The 15,799-nt window shown below is 28.5% G+C and carries 15 protein-coding genes; 12 read left to right on the top strand and 3 right to left on the bottom strand.

Features of this window, described 5'->3' with window-relative positions:
• Window positions 1–14 precede the first annotated feature (14 nt).
• Entirely contained in the window at window positions 15–860 is an 846-nt protein-coding gene (locus NNC19_RS02990) for an AraC family transcriptional regulator (RefSeq protein ID WP_310937121.1), read from the bottom strand.
• 200 nt (window positions 861–1,060) lie between these two features.
• On the opposite strand from NNC19_RS02990, the gene NNC19_RS02985 reads away from it, so the two are divergent.
• Both NNC19_RS02985 and NNC19_RS02980 read left to right on the top strand, forming a co-directional pair.
• A complete protein-coding gene (locus NNC19_RS02985) occupies window positions 1,061–2,452 on the top strand; it encodes an alpha-glucosidase/alpha-galactosidase (protein ID WP_310937120.1) in 1,392 nt (463 codons plus the stop codon).
• A gap of 88 nt (window positions 2,453–2,540) precedes the next feature.
• On the top strand, window positions 2,541–3,317 hold the full coding sequence (locus NNC19_RS02980; RefSeq protein WP_310937119.1) for a phosphotransferase: 777 nt from the start codon (window positions 2,541–2,543) through the stop codon (window positions 3,315–3,317).
• An 80-nt stretch (window positions 3,318–3,397) separates the two neighbouring features.
• Here the strand turns inward: NNC19_RS02980 and NNC19_RS02975 are convergent, their stop codons facing one another.
• Window positions 3,398–3,835, bottom strand: coding sequence for a DMT family transporter (locus NNC19_RS02975; RefSeq protein WP_310937118.1), 438 nt, complete (start codon window positions 3,833–3,835; stop codon window positions 3,398–3,400).
• 9 nt (window positions 3,836–3,844) lie between these two features.
• Complete coding sequence (locus NNC19_RS02970; protein WP_310937117.1) at window positions 3,845–4,267, bottom strand: DMT family transporter; 423 nt, start codon at window positions 4,265–4,267, stop codon at window positions 3,845–3,847.
• A 104-nt stretch (window positions 4,268–4,371) separates the two neighbouring features.
• Here NNC19_RS02970 and NNC19_RS02965 point away from each other — a divergent pair, with 104 nt between their 5' ends.
• The 10 genes from NNC19_RS02965 (at window position 4,372) to NNC19_RS02920 (ending at window position 15,758) form a co-directional block, all read left to right on the top strand.
• Window positions 4,372–5,055 (top strand): cyclic nucleotide-binding domain-containing protein, encoded by a 684-nt coding sequence (locus NNC19_RS02965; protein WP_310937116.1) that lies wholly within the window; start codon window positions 4,372–4,374, stop codon window positions 5,053–5,055.
• 98 nt (window positions 5,056–5,153) lie between these two features.
• Window positions 5,154–5,690 (top strand): XRE family transcriptional regulator, encoded by a 537-nt coding sequence (locus tag NNC19_RS02960; RefSeq protein ID WP_310937115.1) that lies wholly within the window; start codon window positions 5,154–5,156, stop codon window positions 5,688–5,690.
• 279 nt (window positions 5,691–5,969) lie between these two features.
• Window positions 5,970–7,178: a diaminopropionate ammonia-lyase gene (gene dpaL / locus NNC19_RS02955; RefSeq protein WP_310937114.1), complete on the top strand. Its 1,209-nt coding sequence runs from the start codon at window positions 5,970–5,972 to the stop codon at window positions 7,176–7,178.
• Window positions 7,179–7,251: 73 nt separating this feature from the next.
• Window positions 7,252–8,532, top strand: a complete 1,281-nt coding sequence (guaD, locus tag NNC19_RS02950) for a guanine deaminase (RefSeq protein ID WP_310937113.1) — start codon at window positions 7,252–7,254, stop codon at window positions 8,530–8,532.
• 2 nt (window positions 8,533–8,534) lie between these two features.
• Window positions 8,535–9,725: a YgeY family selenium metabolism-linked hydrolase gene (locus NNC19_RS02945; RefSeq protein WP_310937112.1), complete on the top strand. Its 1,191-nt coding sequence runs from the start codon at window positions 8,535–8,537 to the stop codon at window positions 9,723–9,725.
• A 3-nt stretch (window positions 9,726–9,728) separates the two neighbouring features.
• Window positions 9,729–11,312: a D-aminoacylase gene (locus tag NNC19_RS02940; RefSeq protein ID WP_310937111.1), complete on the top strand. Its 1,584-nt coding sequence runs from the start codon at window positions 9,729–9,731 to the stop codon at window positions 11,310–11,312.
• 19 nt (window positions 11,313–11,331) lie between these two features.
• Complete coding sequence (locus NNC19_RS02935) at window positions 11,332–11,928, top strand: nucleotidyltransferase family protein (RefSeq protein WP_310937110.1); 597 nt, start codon at window positions 11,332–11,334, stop codon at window positions 11,926–11,928.
• Window positions 11,929–12,233: 305 nt separating this feature from the next.
• Window positions 12,234–13,382, top strand: a complete 1,149-nt coding sequence (locus NNC19_RS02930) for an amidohydrolase family protein (protein WP_310937109.1) — start codon at window positions 12,234–12,236, stop codon at window positions 13,380–13,382.
• Window positions 13,379–14,671, top strand: coding sequence for an amidohydrolase family protein (locus tag NNC19_RS02925; protein WP_310937108.1), 1,293 nt, complete (start codon window positions 13,379–13,381; stop codon window positions 14,669–14,671). Before NNC19_RS02930 ends, NNC19_RS02925 begins: the two co-directional genes overlap by 4 nt.
• A gap of 1 nt (window position 14,672) precedes the next feature.
• Window positions 14,673–15,758, top strand: a complete 1,086-nt coding sequence (locus NNC19_RS02920; protein WP_310937107.1) for a 4Fe-4S binding protein — start codon at window positions 14,673–14,675, stop codon at window positions 15,756–15,758.
• Window positions 15,759–15,799: the final 41 nt, after the last annotated feature.

The raw sequence follows: 15,799 nt of genomic DNA, 5'->3' as shown, positions 1-15,799 counted from the left end.
CAAAAGTGAACCTCCTATTTTTGGTTAATCTTTCTATACTTTAAAGGTGACATAGAAGTTATAGATTTAAATACTCTTTCAAAGTGGGTTATACTTTCATAGCCAACCTTATATGCAATTTCAGTAATAGTATCATCTGAGTTAGAGAGTATTCTTTGAGCTTCTTTTATTCTAATAATGTTTAGGTAAGTTATAATGTTAAAACCAGTAACTTTCTTAAAAGTTCTGCTAAGATGAGACTCACTCATAAAAAATAATTCACTTAAACTACTTAAAGAGATTTTATTAGAAAAATTGTCATTTAAGTATTTAACTATCTTAAAGATATTATGATTTTTTTCATTCTCATTTAGCTTAATGTATTTAGCTTTGTATCTATTTATTGTAATAAGCAATTGTATCAAAAGAGTTTTTATATATAATTCAGAATTAACTGATTTATTCTTTTCCTCATTTAACATTTTGAAAAAGAATTCTTCAATTATATTACTTTCTTCAAAATCCAAATTTATTACCCCAGAATCTATTTTAAGCAATGAGAATATATTTCCTTCAACTTCTGAAGCTAACATATCACTTAAAAAGTCCTTTTTAAAATTTATTAAGATTCTTTCATAAAAAATCTTACTCTTTTCAGAATCTAAAGTTTTGTGTAAGTCATTCATATTTATAAATACCAAATTTCCTTTAGAAACATTATAAACCTTATCTTTAATGAAATAATTTCTTTCACCTTGAAGGAGATAATATATTTCATAGCCATCATGATAATGTCTATAACTCATATTATATAAACCTTTTACTTTTTGTCTTTCAATAAAGAAAAGTGAATCTATTTCATCATATATATTTAAATCCATAACATCACCTTACATTATATAAATTATTTTCTTATATAGATAATATCATAAGACAAGCCAAATATGTTGAATTATCTTAAAATAAGCAAAAGATGTAATGAAAATACAACAAATATTGTTTATTATAAAGATGAAAGTTAACGTTTACAGTTGATTAGGATTGTTTAACTTCAATAATATAAAGGATGGTGTTTGTTAATATGAGATATGTTGATGGTAATGTAAAAGACTTAAATATAGCCTATATAGGTGGTGGTTCTAGAGGCTGGGCATGGGGATTGATGAGTGACTTAGCCTCAGAAGAACAACTATCTGGAACAGTTAAATTATATGATATAGATTTTGAAGCAGCCAAAAATAATGAAACAATAGGAAATTCTATTTCAAATATAGAAGGAGTAAAAGGCTTTTGGAAGTATCAAGCCGTTAATTCCTTAAAAGAAGCACTAACAGGAGCTGACTTTGTTATAATTTCCATACTTCCAGGTACTTTCAATGAGATGAGATCAGATGTACATGCTCCAGAAAAGTATGGAATTTATCAATCAGTTGGAGATACCACAGGTCCAGGAGGAGTGATTAGAGCCCTTCGAACTATACCAATGTATATTGAAATAGCTGAAAATATAAAAGAATATTCTTCAAATGCATGGGTTATAAATTATACTAATCCAATGGGATTGTGTACAAGAACTTTATATAAGGTATTTCCAGATGTAAAAGCTTTTGGTTGTTGTCATGAAGTTTTTGGAACACAGAAATTACTTGCAAATATGCTACATGACATGAAAGGAATAGATATACCAGAAAGAGATGAAATAAAGATAAACGTTTTAGGTATAAATCATTTTACTTGGATAAATAAGGCTTCATATAAAGGTGAAAATTTAATACCTTTGTATAGAAAGTTTGTAGATAAATATTATGAAGAAGGTTTTGAAGAAGAAAAAGAAGGACATTGGATGAATGATTCATTCTCTAGTGCAAATAGGGTGAAATTTGATTTATTCAATAGGTATGGGTTAATTGCTGCTGCTGGAGATAGGCACCTTGCTGAATTTACGCCAAATACTTGGTATCTTAAAGATCCAGAAGTGGTTAAGTCATGGAAATTTGGACTTACTACAGTAGATTGGAGAATGAAGGATTTAGAAGAAAGGTTAAAGAAAAGCAAATCATATATTAATGGAGAAGAAAAATTTAAGTTAAAACAAACCGGAGAAGAAGGCGTTCATCAAATGAAAGCACTTTTGGGCTTAGGTGATTTAGTTACAAATATAAATATACCAAATAGAGGACAAGTTGCTGGAATTCCTTTAGGGGTAATAGTTGAAACAAATGCATTATTAAGAGAAGATAGCATATCACAAATAAACGCAGGAAGTTTACCATCAGATATTAATGGACTTGTTCTAAGAAATGTAATGAATTTAGAAACCATAATAGAAGCAGCATTTACTAAAGATTTAAACTTGGCATATAACGCTTTTGTAAATGATCCTTTAATGACAATAGGATTAAAAGAATCAAGGATATTATTTGATGAAATGATTTATAATACTAAAGAATATTTGAAGATGTATGAAGTTTAAAAAGTAAAGTTATTGAATATATACCATGTTTAAAAATATAATAATATAAATTGCTAAAAATATTTAAAATGTAAAGAGGATATATTATATGAAAAATTCCATAGGAAAGTTAATTGGTAGCGGTGCTACTGCAGATGTTTATGAATGGTCAAACGCTGAAGTTATTAAAGTATTTAAACCCAATATATCATCTGAAGTTATACAATATGAGGAGTATATTGGGAAAATATTGAATAATACAACATTAAGTATTCCTAAATATATTAAAACAATAAGATTAAAGAGCACTTTTGCAATAATATATGAACGAGTATATGGAAAGTCTCTAGCTGAAGTTTTAATGGAATCTAATGATACATCAAAAATAGCACTAGACTTTGCAAATTTGCATTATAAAATTAATCAGTGCTTTGTAAAAGAAATTCCCAAACAAAGTAATACACTTAATTGGAGAATTTCAAGAGCAAGGAGAATATTAGGAGATAATATAAAAAAAGTAGAAGAATTATTAAGTAGTTTACCAATTAGAAATAAACTTTGTCATGGTGATTTTCATCCTTTTAATATACTTGTAAACTCTGACAAATATTTTGTCCTTGACTGGAATGACTGTTTTATAGGTAATCCAATAATAGATGTTGGATTAAGTTACTTAGCTCTTAATTCTCCATCAATAAAAGAAAAATCTGGAGAGATTGTAGCTAATGAGAGTAAAAAATTCTCTGAGGAATATTTAGAGTATTATTGTAAATATGCTAGTCTTAGTAAAGATGAAATACTTAAGTATTTACCACTTGCTGCTTCTCTTAAGTTAGATGATAATTTATCCAGTGATAATAAATGGTTGAAAGATATGATTAGGTGAAAAGGTAATGGAAAACAAATTAGATTAAAATAGAAAATAAACCATTAGCATAAGGGAAATGCTAATGGTTTATTTTTACGTCAATTAACTTCTAATTCTTTTTTATCAACAAGCAAATTAAATCCTAGTCCAATAACAACTATTAATCCTCCAACTACCTTACCTAGGGACAATTCATTTAAAGTAAAATAATCTATTAGAATTCCAATAAACAATTGTCCAACAAATATTAGAAGTGCCATATAAAACGCAGAGATTTTTGGTGCGACATAATTGGAGAATGATATAGAAATCACTCCTATTAAGCCACCTAGAAAAGCCATTATAGGAACAGAAGTAAAAGAAATATTTAAGGATTCTCTATTAAATAATAATATGATGCTTGAAAATAACAATCCTGTTAAGAAATTATAAAAGGTACTTTGAAAAAGACCAATTTTTGAAGCTAGATTTGAGTTTATTATTCTAGCCACAACTATAGTTACTCCTGCTAAAACAGAAATTAGTATATAAATCATATTTTCCTCCTAATATACAGTCATAATTATTAGACCAATACATATAATTCCAAGTCCAATTAACTTTTTTTTATTAAATTTAACAACATTAACTCCAAGTAAACCAAAATTATCTATTATTATAGAAGAAACAGCTTGACCAAATAAACCCAGTGCCATAGTTAAACTAGCTCCAATTGGAACAAAAGTGTAGTTGTTAAATAAAACTGTAAATACACCTATTACTCCTGCACTATAGAGTGTAAGGGGTAAGGTTTTATCAAAGATAAGTTTTGTTTTTGTAAATATCAATATAGCTACAACACCTAATAGTCCAACAAGATGTATTAAAACACTGGATATATAATTACCTGTGTAGGTTGCTAAAATTCCATTAAGACTAGTCATAAGACCAATTAATGCTCCAATTATTACTGAATAAATATTAAACATAAGTTATCCCCCTTCATTTCTATAAATAATCTATCATAAAAATATTGATAATTAGTATGACATATGTCATATTAATAAAAGAATTTAATATGCAGAGGGTAGATATGAAAAAAATAGAAAACAATAAAATAAAAGAAATGTATATAAAAAAATATAAATTGAATGAAGTGTTTACAAATGATATGAGAGGATTCATGGAGCTTTTGTGCTTTGATAGAAACGAGTTTCTTTCAAAGCAAAATGAAAAAGTTGATTATCTCTATTTTATAGTAAAAGGAAAACTAAAAGTCTTTAAAACACTTAAAAATGGAAAAAATATATTATTATCATTTAATTATCCTTTGATGATGCTTGGTGATTTAGAACTTATGAATTCAGAAGGAGCTGATGCAAATATTCAAGTAATAGAAGATGCATATTGTATAGCTCTGCATGTAGATAAAGTTCAAGAAATTCTATTAAATGATATAAAATATTTAAGATATGCTTGTAATTCTATAAGTAAAAAATTGAAAGATACATCTAAAAACAGTGCCATCAATCTTCTTTATCCTTTGGAAAATAGATTAGCTAGTTATATGTTAGCTATGAAAAGTCATGTTAATGGAAAGCTTGTTTTTGAAGAAAATTTAACAGAAATAGCAGAATTATTAGGAACAAGTTATAGACATTTATTAAGGACATTAGAAGCCTTTATAAAGAAAGGTGCTTTAGAAAAAACAAATAGATCTTATGAAATAATAGATGAAAATCTTTTAATAATATTAGCAGATGATTTATATAAATAGAATATGAATTAGAGTTATTGACTAATTATATAGACTAATAGATAATGTTACCTATAAAGTAATTGTAATAATATGTTAAATGTAAGGAGAGAAGTACTATGATTGGAGCAAAAATTAGAGAGAGAAGGCAGCAACTTGGTTTAAGTTTAAAAGAACTAGCAGAAAAAACTGATTTAACATCTGGATTTTTAAGTCAAATAGAAAGGGATTTATCAGAGCCTTCAATTTCATCATTAAGAAAAATTTCAGAAGTGTTAGGAGTTGCTGTATTTTATTTTTTAATTGATGATAAAGTGAAAAATCCTGTAGTAAGACATAATGAAAGGAAAAAAATAAGTTTTTCAGAATCTCATATGACTTATGAATTACTATGTCCAGATACAGATAGACAACTTGAAATGTTTATGGCTAAACTAGAACCAGGGGCTATGACATGTACAGAGCCACTTACTCATCCAGGAGAAGAAGTAACTTATGTACTTAAAGGAAAAATGTGGATAAAGGTGGGAGAAGAAGAATACACCCTTGAAGAAGGAGATACAATATATTATTTTGGTACAACTCCACATCAAATTATAAATGTGGGTGAAGAAGAAATGATATTTATTTCAACAATAACTCCTCCACAATTTTAGAAATAATTTATGAATTATAAAATTATTGACAATCTCTCTAACAAATGGTATTATACATACATTAAATAAATTTAATTATACTAAACTTGTACGTGACAATGAAGTCATCACTATTTTATTAGTGGTGGCTTTTTTTATTAGATTTTTTAAATTAATAAGTACATTTAAAATGTATTTAGAAAAATTAAATACTTAAATGGGAATTGAAATGACTATATATGAATAAATTTATTTAGTGTGATTAAATTTAATTTATCAATAGTAGAGGGGAAAATCATAATGGGAGAAGAGTTTAAGCATGTTAGTTATAAGAGAACAAAAGACAATAAAAAATCATTAGATTTTTTAAATATAGATGTTGCAAGAAAGGCACAAAGGTTTCACAGTAGTTTTCCAGATTATAATATTACACCACTTAGAGAATTAAAAAGTTTAGCTAGTACTTTAGGTGTAAATAATATTTATGTAAAAGATGAATCTTATAGATTTGGATTGAATGCATTTAAAGTGCTAGGAGGAAGTTTTGCAATAGGAAATTATATAGCTGAGAAGATAGAAGAAGATATAGATAATTTGCCATATAGTAAAATGATTTCTAGTGAAGTTAAAAATAAGATTGGTGATTTAACATTCATTACTACAACAGATGGAAATCATGGACGTGGAGTTGCATGGACAGCTAATCAAATAAAACAAAAATCTGTAGTGTTTATGCCAAAAGGAAGTTCATTAGAAAGGTTAAATAATATACAGGCAGAGGGAGCTGAAGCTTCCATAACTGATATGAATTATGATGAAGCAGTGAGATATTCAAATGATTTAGCTAAAAGAAACGAATGGGTAATGGTTCAAGATACTGCATGGGAAGGATACACAAAAATTCCGACATGGATTATGCAAGGATATACTACAATGGCTTACGAAGTGTATATGCAGCTAGAAGAAATAAAAGCAGAAATGCCAACTCATATTTTTTTGCAGGCAGGAGTTGGAGCTTTTGCAAGTGCTATGCAAGGATTTTTTGCTAGTATTTATGGCGAAAATAGACCAATAACAACAATTGTAGAACCAAATAAGGCAGATTGTATTTTTAGAACAGCAGAAAAAAATGATGGAAAACTCCATTTTATAACAGGTGATATGGATACTATAATGGCAGGACTTGCTTGTGGAGAACCTTGTAGTATAGGTTATGAAGTAATCAAAGATTATAGTGATAATTTTATATCATGTCCAGATTATGTATCAGCAAAAGGTATGAGAGTACTGGGAAATCCTATAGGTGATGATGAAAAAATTATTTCAGGAGAAAGTGGCGCAGTTACACTTGGAATAGTTGCAGAAATTATGGAGAAAAAAGATTTACAATGGCTAAAAGAAAAGTTAAAGCTTGATGAAAACTCAAGAATACTTTGTTTTAGCACTGAAGGGAATACAGATAAAGAAAGTTATCGAGATATAGTTTGGAATGGAAAATACCCAAGCTAAGTGAACTTACTTATGGAGTGAATGAGAATCCAGTTTTCTTTTTATCTAAGTAAACTAAGGAGGGTTAATGTATATGAAAAATTATAAAAACAATATAAAAATTTTAAAAGGTAATATTGTATATTCAAAAGATAGTAATTCATTTAATATCATTGAAAATGGATATATAGTAATAGATGAAAAAATCATTCAAGGAACATACAAAAAACTGCCAGAAGAATTTTTGAATATTAAGATAGATGATTATGGAAATAGACTTATAATTCCAGGATTTATAGATTTACATACCCATGCTTCACAGTTTGCTATAAGAGGAATTGGATATGATAAGGAGTTATTGCCTTGGCTAGAAACATATACTTTTCCAGAAGAATCAAAGTTTAAAGATACCTCATATGCAAAAAAAGTATATAAGGAATTTGTTCAAGAGTTATATGAAGAAGGAACTACAAGAGCTGTTATTTTTGCAACCATTCATAGTGAATCTACAGAAATTTTAATGGACCTTCTTGAAGAAAAGGGAATTATATCATATGTGGGAAAAGTAAATATGGATAGAAATTGTCCTAATAACTTAAAAGAAAATAGTGATAAATCTATTAATGCTACTAAAGAGTGGATATATAAATGTAGTAAAAAATATAAATTTGTAAAACCAATAATTACCCCAAGATTTGTTCCAAGCTGTACAAGTTATTTGATGAAAGAATTAGGAAGCTTAGCAGTAAAGAATTCTATACCAGTTCAATCACACTTATCAGAAAATTTATCAGAAATTCAATGGGTAAAAGAATTACATCCCAAATCTAGAAATTATGGAGATGTATATGATAACTTTAAGCTTTTTGGACAGACAAAGACAATAATGGCTCATTGTGTACATTTAACAAATGAAGAGATAAATACAATAGAGAAAAATAATGTGATTATAGCCCATTGTCCAACATCTAATGAAAATTTATCAAGTGGAATATCTCCTATTAATAAATTACTAAGAAAAAATATAAAAATTGGTCTTGGTTCAGATATAGCAGGTGGTGATACTTTAAGCATGTTTTCAGTAATATCAGCAGCTATTAAAATGTCAAAACTTAGAAATGCATGTTTTAAAGAAGGAGAAAAAGCTTTAACTCTTCAAGAAGCTTTCTATTTAGCAACAAAATGTGGAGGTGAGTTTTTTGGAAAGGTTGGAAGTTTTGAAAAAGGTTATGAGTTTGATGCCTTAGTTATAGATGATGAAAATTTATGGAAAACAGGAAATGGAACTATAGAAGAAAGGTTAGAGAGATTAGTTTATTTAGGTAATAAGAATAACATAGTAAAAACATATATATGTGGAAAAGGGGTTGATTAATAGTGGAGAAGGTCAGAAAAGAGAAGTTAATAAAACTTTGTGAAGATATTATTAGGATTGAGAGTTATTCAGGAAATGAAGGAAAGGTTGTTAGATGTCTTGAAGAAAACATGAAATCCTTAGGTTTTGATGAAGTTATTATAGATAAGTATGGAAGTATAATAGGAAAAATAAAAGGGAACAAGCCAGGGAATAAAGTGCTTTTTGATGCACATATTGATACAGTTCCAATAGGCAATAGAGATGAATGGACCCATGATCCATTTGGGGCTGAGAATTTTCATAACAAGATTTATGGACGAGGCACTTCTGATATGAAAGGTTCCTTAGCAGCTATGATAATAGCCGCTGAATGTTTTGCTAAGGGCAATAATAGAGATTTCCCTGGAGAAATATATATATCAGGAGTTGTTCATGAAGAATGTTTTGAAGGTGTTGCATCAAGAAATATAAGTGAAATTGTAAAACCTGACTATGTGGTAATTGGTGAAGCTTCAGAACTAAATTTAAAAATAGGCCAACGTGGAAGAGCTGAAATTATAGTTGAAACTTTTGGGGTGCCAGCACACTCAGCTAATCCAGAAAAAGGAGTTAACGCTGTTTATACCATGTCTAAAATAATAAATAAGCTTCAAGAAATTCAATATGAAGAGGATAAATTTTTAGGAAAAGGAATTTTAGAACTTACAGACATTAAATCATCACCTTATCCAGGAGCATCAGTTGTACCAAGTTATTGCAAAGTCACCTATGACAGAAGATTATTAGTTCACGAAACTAAGGAAGGAGTATTAGAACCTATAATTAAATTAATTGAAGAATTGAAAAGTGAAGATTCTAGTATAAATTATAAGGTTTCTTATGCTAAAGGAACTGAAAAGTGTCATACAGGAGAAACTATTGAAGGTGAAAGATTCTTCCCAGCTTGGTGTTATGAAGAAAGTGAAAAGTTTGTACAAGATGTATTTAAAGGATTAAAGAAAATAGGATTAACTCCAAAGATAACTAATTATTCTTTCTGTACAAATGGAAGTCATTATGCTGGAGAAGCTAATATTAAAACTATAGGATTTGGTCCATCAAAGGAAAATATAGCTCATACCATAGATGAATATATAGAAATAGAAGATCTAGTGAGTGCATGTAATGGATATCATAAAATAATGGAAGTCTTATTAGGATTAGAGGAATAAGATATGAGATGGATGATAAGTGGTGGAACTATAATAGATGGAACTAAAAAAAATGGATATGTACAAGATATTATAATAGATGAAGATATTATTCAAGAAATAGGTGATTTAAAAGAACGAAAAGTAGACTATGTGTTAAATGCAGATGGACTAATAGTCGCTCCAGGATTTATTGATACACATAGTCATTCTGATTTAAAGATATTAAGTGATGGAGACATTAAGCCTAAAATATTTCAAGGAATTACTACAGAGGTTTTAGGACAAGATGGAATATCCATGGCTCCACTTCCAACTGAATTTATTAAAGATTGGAGAAAAAATCTAAGTGGTCTCGAAGGAGATAGTGATGATATTTCTTGGAATTATAATAAGGTTCAAGATTATTTTAATGAAATAGAAGAAAAAGGGGTAGTATCTAATGTGTGCTATCTCGCGCCTCATGGAAATATTAGAATGGAGTCAATGGGGCTTTCATCTAATAAAGCTAGTAAAGAAGATATAGAGAAGATGAAGTCAATCTTAAGAAGAGAACTTGAAGCAGGTGCAATTGGGTTATCTTCAGGTCTTATATATATCCCATGTACCTATGGTGAAACAGAAGAACTTATTGAACTTTGTAAAGTAGTTGCTGAATATAATAAGATTTTTGTTGTCCATCAAAGAAGTGAGGCTAATGATATCATTGACTCTATGAAAGAGATAATAAGAATAGGTAAAGAAAGCAAAGTAAAAATACATTTTTCTCATTTTAAAATCTGTGGCAAAAATAATTGGCATAAAGCAGATGAAATGATAGCTTTAATTGAAGAAGCAGAAAGAGAAGGAGTAAAAATTTCCTTTGATCAATACCCTTATGAAGCAGGAAGTACAATGCTTAGTGTTATAATTCCACCATGGGTGCATAATGGTGGAGCCAACAAAATGTTGGAAAGAATAAAGTCCAAAGATTTAAGAAGTCAAATAATAAAAGAAATCTATGAGACAGATTGTAATTGGGACAACTTTGTTGAATTTGCAGGAATAGAAGGTATATATATAACTTCAGTAAAAAAAGATAAAAACAAGGATGTAATAGGTAAAAATTTAAAAGAACTTGGAGATATGAGAATGAAAGATCCAGTTGAAGCTGCTTTAGATTTACTTATTGAAGAAGAAAATGCTGTGGGGATGATTGATTATTATGGATCAGAAGATATTTTAATCAAATTTATGAAAAGACCAGAGCAAAATTTTTGTACAGATGGACTTTTGGGAGGCAAACCACATCCAAGAGTATATGGAGCTTTTCCAAGAGGACTTGGAAGATATGTTAGAGAACTTAAAGTTTTATCATTAGAAGAAGCTATTTACAAGATGACATATAAATCTGCAGCTACAATTGGAATAAAAAATAGAGGTTGTATAGCACCAGGATATAAAGCTGATATAGTGATATTTGATAAAAATAAAATTATAGATAAGGGTACATTTATAGAACCTAAGCAATATCCTAAAGGAATCTCATATGTAATAGTAAATGGAAATATAGTATTGAAAAATGGTGAATATTTTAATGGAAATTTTGGAACTTTAATAAAATTGTAAATTAAAAAGGATAGAATTTATGAATGTAGATGGAGTTATTTTAGCAGCAGGTTATTCAAGTAGAGCCAATGCTTTCAAAATGGAACTGAAAATTAATAATAAGCCAATATTAAAAAGATGTATAGAATCTTTATATGATGAATGTAATAAAATAATAGTAGTTAGTGGATATCAACAAGAAAAAATTCACAAATTAGTTGAAGGTTACTCAAAAGTAAAAGTTGTGTTTAATGAAGATTTTCATAAAGGTATGTTTTCATCTGTAAAGAAAGGAATACAATATGTTGAAGAAAAAAGGTTTTTAATCACTCCAGGAGATTATCCATTAATAAAAAAAGATGTAGTGAAAAGAATAGTAGTAGAAGATGGTGAGGTTATCATTCCAAGTTTTAATAACAGAGGTGGACATCCAATTCTGATAAAGAGTAAATTTATAGATGAAATATTAAAGGAAAATGATGATTCTAATTTAAAAAAATACTTGAGCACAAAGAAGTGTAAATATTTAAATATAAAAGATAAGTGGATTTTAATGGATGTAGATACTCAAGAAGATTATATTGCTATAAGAAAAGAAGCAAAAAAGTCTTGCCTGTTTTTGGATACAAAGGTATAATCTAATACAAATAAAAAATTTAATATGATATAACTTAGACAAAGAGGTCTTATTTTATGAATGTAAAATAAGACCTCTTTTTTTATAGAAAATTATATTGTTATTAAGTGATAAAGAGAGAAAATCAAAAATATCTATATTCATAGAGAGGAGGAGTTACTATTTTTGATTTAGGAATATTAAATGGAAGATTATATTTAGAAGGAAGTTTTATTAAAAGCAATTTATATGTAAAAAATGGAATTATAGACACCATAACTAACTCAAGCTTAGAGTGTAAAGAAATATATGATGCAGAGGGAAAAATGGTCTTACCAGGTTTTATAGATTCACATGTTCACTTTAATCTAGGTGTTGGAAGAAATATTTCAAAAGATGACTTCTATAATGGTTCAAAGAAAGCTGCCTTGGGAGGTATAACAACTTTTATAGACTTTTTAGCTCCTATAAATAATTTAAGTGAGTTAGATAATGCTTTTGAAACAAGGCTAGATTTAGCCCAAAAAAGTGTTATAGATTATGGACTTCATGTAACAATTGGAAATTTAGAAGGTAATGTTAAAAAGCTTTTAAACAAGAGTGCCTTACTTGGAATGCCTACTATAAAACTATTTACAACTTATGCTTCTACTAATAGGCAAACTAAAGACTACTATATAGACAAGTTATTGAAATATTCAAAAGAAACTAAGACAAGAATATTAGTTCATGCAGAAAATAATGAAATGATAAAAGAAGAAAATATTTTAGTAAAAGACCATGAAAAGTCTAGACCAGCCATTTCGGAGATAACAGAAATTCTAAAGCTTGCAGAAATAGCCAGTTTTAGAGATGGACTTTTATATATAGTTCATACTAACTGTGGCACTACATTAGAAAAATTAAAAACCTGTTATCCAAATGATTTACATTCAAACATAATATTAGAAAGTGCACCTCATTATTTTAGATTTAACTCTTCATTATATGAAAAAGAAGAAGGTTTTCTTTACACTATGACACCACCATTAAGGAGTGAAGAAGAGAGAATTAAGATGATCAAAAATATAGATGCCATTGATGTAATAGCTACAGATCATTGTCCATATGCAAAAGAGTTAAAAAACAAGAAATATACAAGTGAAATTCCAATGGGAGTAGATGGAGTAAAATACTCATTCCTAAATATGTTTACACTCTTTGGAGAAAGTATAATTTCTAAATTTACAATAGGACCTTCAAAAATACATGGATTGTATCCAAAGAAAGGAACTTTAATTCCTGGTGCCTGTGGAGATATAGTGATTTTTGATCCAAATCAAACAACAAAAGTGATAGATGATAACTCTATATATAATAGTAAAACTTTAAGAGGTAAAATAATTGCAACTATTTCTAAAGGAAATTTCATAGTTAAAGAAAGTCAATTTTTAGGTGGTCAAGGACAATTCTTGCAGAGGAGATTAGAAATATGATTAAGGCATTACTAAATGTAAATATATTTAATTATGATTCGTTTAAGGAAAATTCCTATATATTATTTGATAATCAAATAATAGAAACAGGTAAAATGGAAAACTTTAAAGGTGCAGATGAGGTTTTAGATTGTAATGGACAAATTTTGATGCCCAGTCTTGTAAATTGCCATAGTCATATATATTCAACCTTTGCTAGAGGATGGGTGACAAAATTTAATCCTAACAGCTTTGTGGAACTATTAGAGCAAATATGGTGGAAATTAGATAGGGTGCTTGAAGAAAATGATATTTATTATAGTGGTCTTGTAAGTGGAATGGAGTTCATAAAAAATGGAGTCACTACTGTTGTTGATCATCATGCTAGTGGAAGAAAAATAAAGGGTAGTTTAAATTTATTAAAAAAAGCTTTATGTGATGAATTAGGGATAAGGGGAATATTCTGTTTTGAGACAAGTGATAGATTTTCAATTGATGAATGTATTGAGGAAAACATAGAATTTAGTAAAAATGATTCAAATATGGTGAGAGGATTATTGGGAATGCATGCTAGTTTCACCTTAAGTGATGAATCTTTAAAGAAAATAGCTAGTAAAAGCAAAGGAATCCCAATACACATTCATATAGGAGAAAGTGGTGAAGATAATATCATAAGTCTTAAGAAATATAATAAAACTCCAATTGAAAGATTAGAGAAATATGACTTGCTTAGAGAAAATTCTATCTTATCTCATTGTATTTATTTATGTGAAAGTGATATGGATATTTTAAAGAGTCATAATATTTATATTGCATTAAATCCTACATCGAATCTTAATAATGCAGTTGGACTTCCTGATGTATTAGATTTTGAAAAAAGAAATATAAAATGTTTATTAGGAAACGATGGACTAGGATTTAATTTAACTAGAGATATCAGTAATTTAATGTATGGAATGCACTCAGAATATAGAAATCCTACTGCATATTCATTAGATAATATTAAAAAAGTTATAGAAAATAATTTTGAATATGCAGGAAAAATTCTAAACTGTAATCTTGGAAAAATAGAAGAAGGTTATGAGGCAGATTTTTTAACTTTAGAATATAATGCACCTACACCTATAACAAAAGAAAATTTATTTGGTCATTTTTTCTATGGAATGTTAGATAACTTTAAACCTAAAAATGTATGGTGTAGAGGAAATTTATTATTAAAAGATTACAAGCTACTTCAAGATGAAGATGAGATTTATAAAGAGTCAAGAAAAATATCAAAAAAAGTTTGGGAAAAATGTAAGGAGAAATAATATGAATTTAAATACAAAAATAAGTGGAATCTATTTAGAAAATCCATTAATGCCAGCTTCAGGGCCATTAGTTGGTGATAATAAAAAAATGAAAATAATTTCAGAGTTTGGTGTAGGAGGCATGGTTACAAAGACTATATCAAGTAAGGCCGCTGAGGTAGTTAAGCCTTGTATATATGGTGGACAAGATTTTGTAATGAATGCAGAGCTTTGGTCTGAGTTTGGGCCAGAGATGTGGATAGATAACTTTCTGCCAAAGATTAAAAAAGATATAAATACCCCCTTAATTGTAAGTGTTGGTTACTCAAAAGAAGATATGGATTACTTAATTCCCAAATTAGACAAGTATGCAGATGCTTTTGAAATATCTACTCATTATGTAGGTAAAGACTTAGATGTAATAAAAGAAAACTTGAAAACTATAAGAAAACATACAAAGAAACCTATTTTTATGAAGATTAGTCCACATATACCTGATCTAATTGGATTTGCAAAAATGGTTATGGAAAATGGAGGAAATGGTGTAGTTGCTATTAATTCTTTAGGGCCTACTATGAAAATAGATATAACTTCAAGAAAGGTCTTATTAGGAAATAAAGAAGGAGAAGCATGGACATCAGGTCCTCGTGTAAAGCCAATGGCCTTAGCAATTATACATAAGATAAAAAAAGCCATACCAAGCTGTGAAATTATAGGTGTCGGTGGAATCTCAACAGCAGATGATGTAATAGAATTTTTACTTGCAGGAGCTAGTGCTGTTCAAATGTTATCTGCTGCAATGCTTAAAGGTAAAGACTTATATAAAAAGATAATAGATGATCTACCAGAAGCATTAGAGAAGTATGGATTTAATTCAATAAAAGAAGTGATAAATACAGAATTGCAAACTGGAGATGTAAAGTATGATCCTATTTATCCATTAATTAATTATGATAAATGTGTAAATTGTAAGTTATGTGAAAAAATATGTCCTTATTTTGCTATAAGTAGTGAAGATGGGAAAGTAGCAGTTAAAGAAAGTGAATGTTTTGGATGTGGATTATGTCAATCTAGATGTCCTAAAAAAGCCATAGAAAATATATTTTAAGCTGAATTCCTTACATATGCTTAAAGTTTTGGAGGAAGAGT

Origin of the sequence: Clostridium sp. SHJSY1 (assembly GCF_031626875.1) — a bacterium.
Taxonomy (GTDB): Bacteria; Bacillota; Clostridia; order Clostridiales; family Clostridiaceae; genus Clostridium.
Note: the sequence above shows the minus strand (reverse complement) of the source record. Positions and strands in the feature narration are given on the sequence as shown.

Excerpts from the sequence above, each read along its gene's own strand:
- NNC19_RS02990 (WP_310937121.1), bottom strand. The coding sequence starts at position 860 with ATGGATTTAAATATATATGATGAAATAGATTCACTTTTCTTTATTGAA.
- NNC19_RS02985 (WP_310937120.1), top strand. The coding sequence starts at position 1,061 with ATGAGATATGTTGATGGTAATGTAAAAGACTTAAATATAGCCTATATA.
- NNC19_RS02980 (WP_310937119.1), top strand. The coding sequence starts at position 2,541 with ATGAAAAATTCCATAGGAAAGTTAATTGGTAGCGGTGCTACTGCAGAT.
- NNC19_RS02975 (WP_310937118.1), bottom strand. The coding sequence starts at position 3,835 with ATGATTTATATACTAATTTCTGTTTTAGCAGGAGTAACTATAGTTGTG.
- NNC19_RS02970 (WP_310937117.1), bottom strand. The coding sequence starts at position 4,267 with ATGTTTAATATTTATTCAGTAATAATTGGAGCATTAATTGGTCTTATG.
- NNC19_RS02965 (WP_310937116.1), top strand. The coding sequence starts at position 4,372 with ATGAAAAAAATAGAAAACAATAAAATAAAAGAAATGTATATAAAAAAA.
- NNC19_RS02960 (WP_310937115.1), top strand. The coding sequence starts at position 5,154 with ATGATTGGAGCAAAAATTAGAGAGAGAAGGCAGCAACTTGGTTTAAGT.
- dpaL (WP_310937114.1), top strand. The coding sequence starts at position 5,970 with ATGGGAGAAGAGTTTAAGCATGTTAGTTATAAGAGAACAAAAGACAAT.
- guaD (WP_310937113.1), top strand. The coding sequence starts at position 7,252 with ATGAAAAATTATAAAAACAATATAAAAATTTTAAAAGGTAATATTGTA.
- NNC19_RS02940 (WP_310937111.1), top strand. The coding sequence starts at position 9,729 with ATGAGATGGATGATAAGTGGTGGAACTATAATAGATGGAACTAAAAAA.
- NNC19_RS02935 (WP_310937110.1), top strand. The coding sequence starts at position 11,332 with ATGAATGTAGATGGAGTTATTTTAGCAGCAGGTTATTCAAGTAGAGCC.
- NNC19_RS02930 (WP_310937109.1), top strand. The coding sequence starts at position 12,234 with ATGGTCTTACCAGGTTTTATAGATTCACATGTTCACTTTAATCTAGGT.
- NNC19_RS02925 (WP_310937108.1), top strand. The coding sequence starts at position 13,379 with ATGATTAAGGCATTACTAAATGTAAATATATTTAATTATGATTCGTTT.
- NNC19_RS02920 (WP_310937107.1), top strand. The coding sequence starts at position 14,673 with ATGAATTTAAATACAAAAATAAGTGGAATCTATTTAGAAAATCCATTA.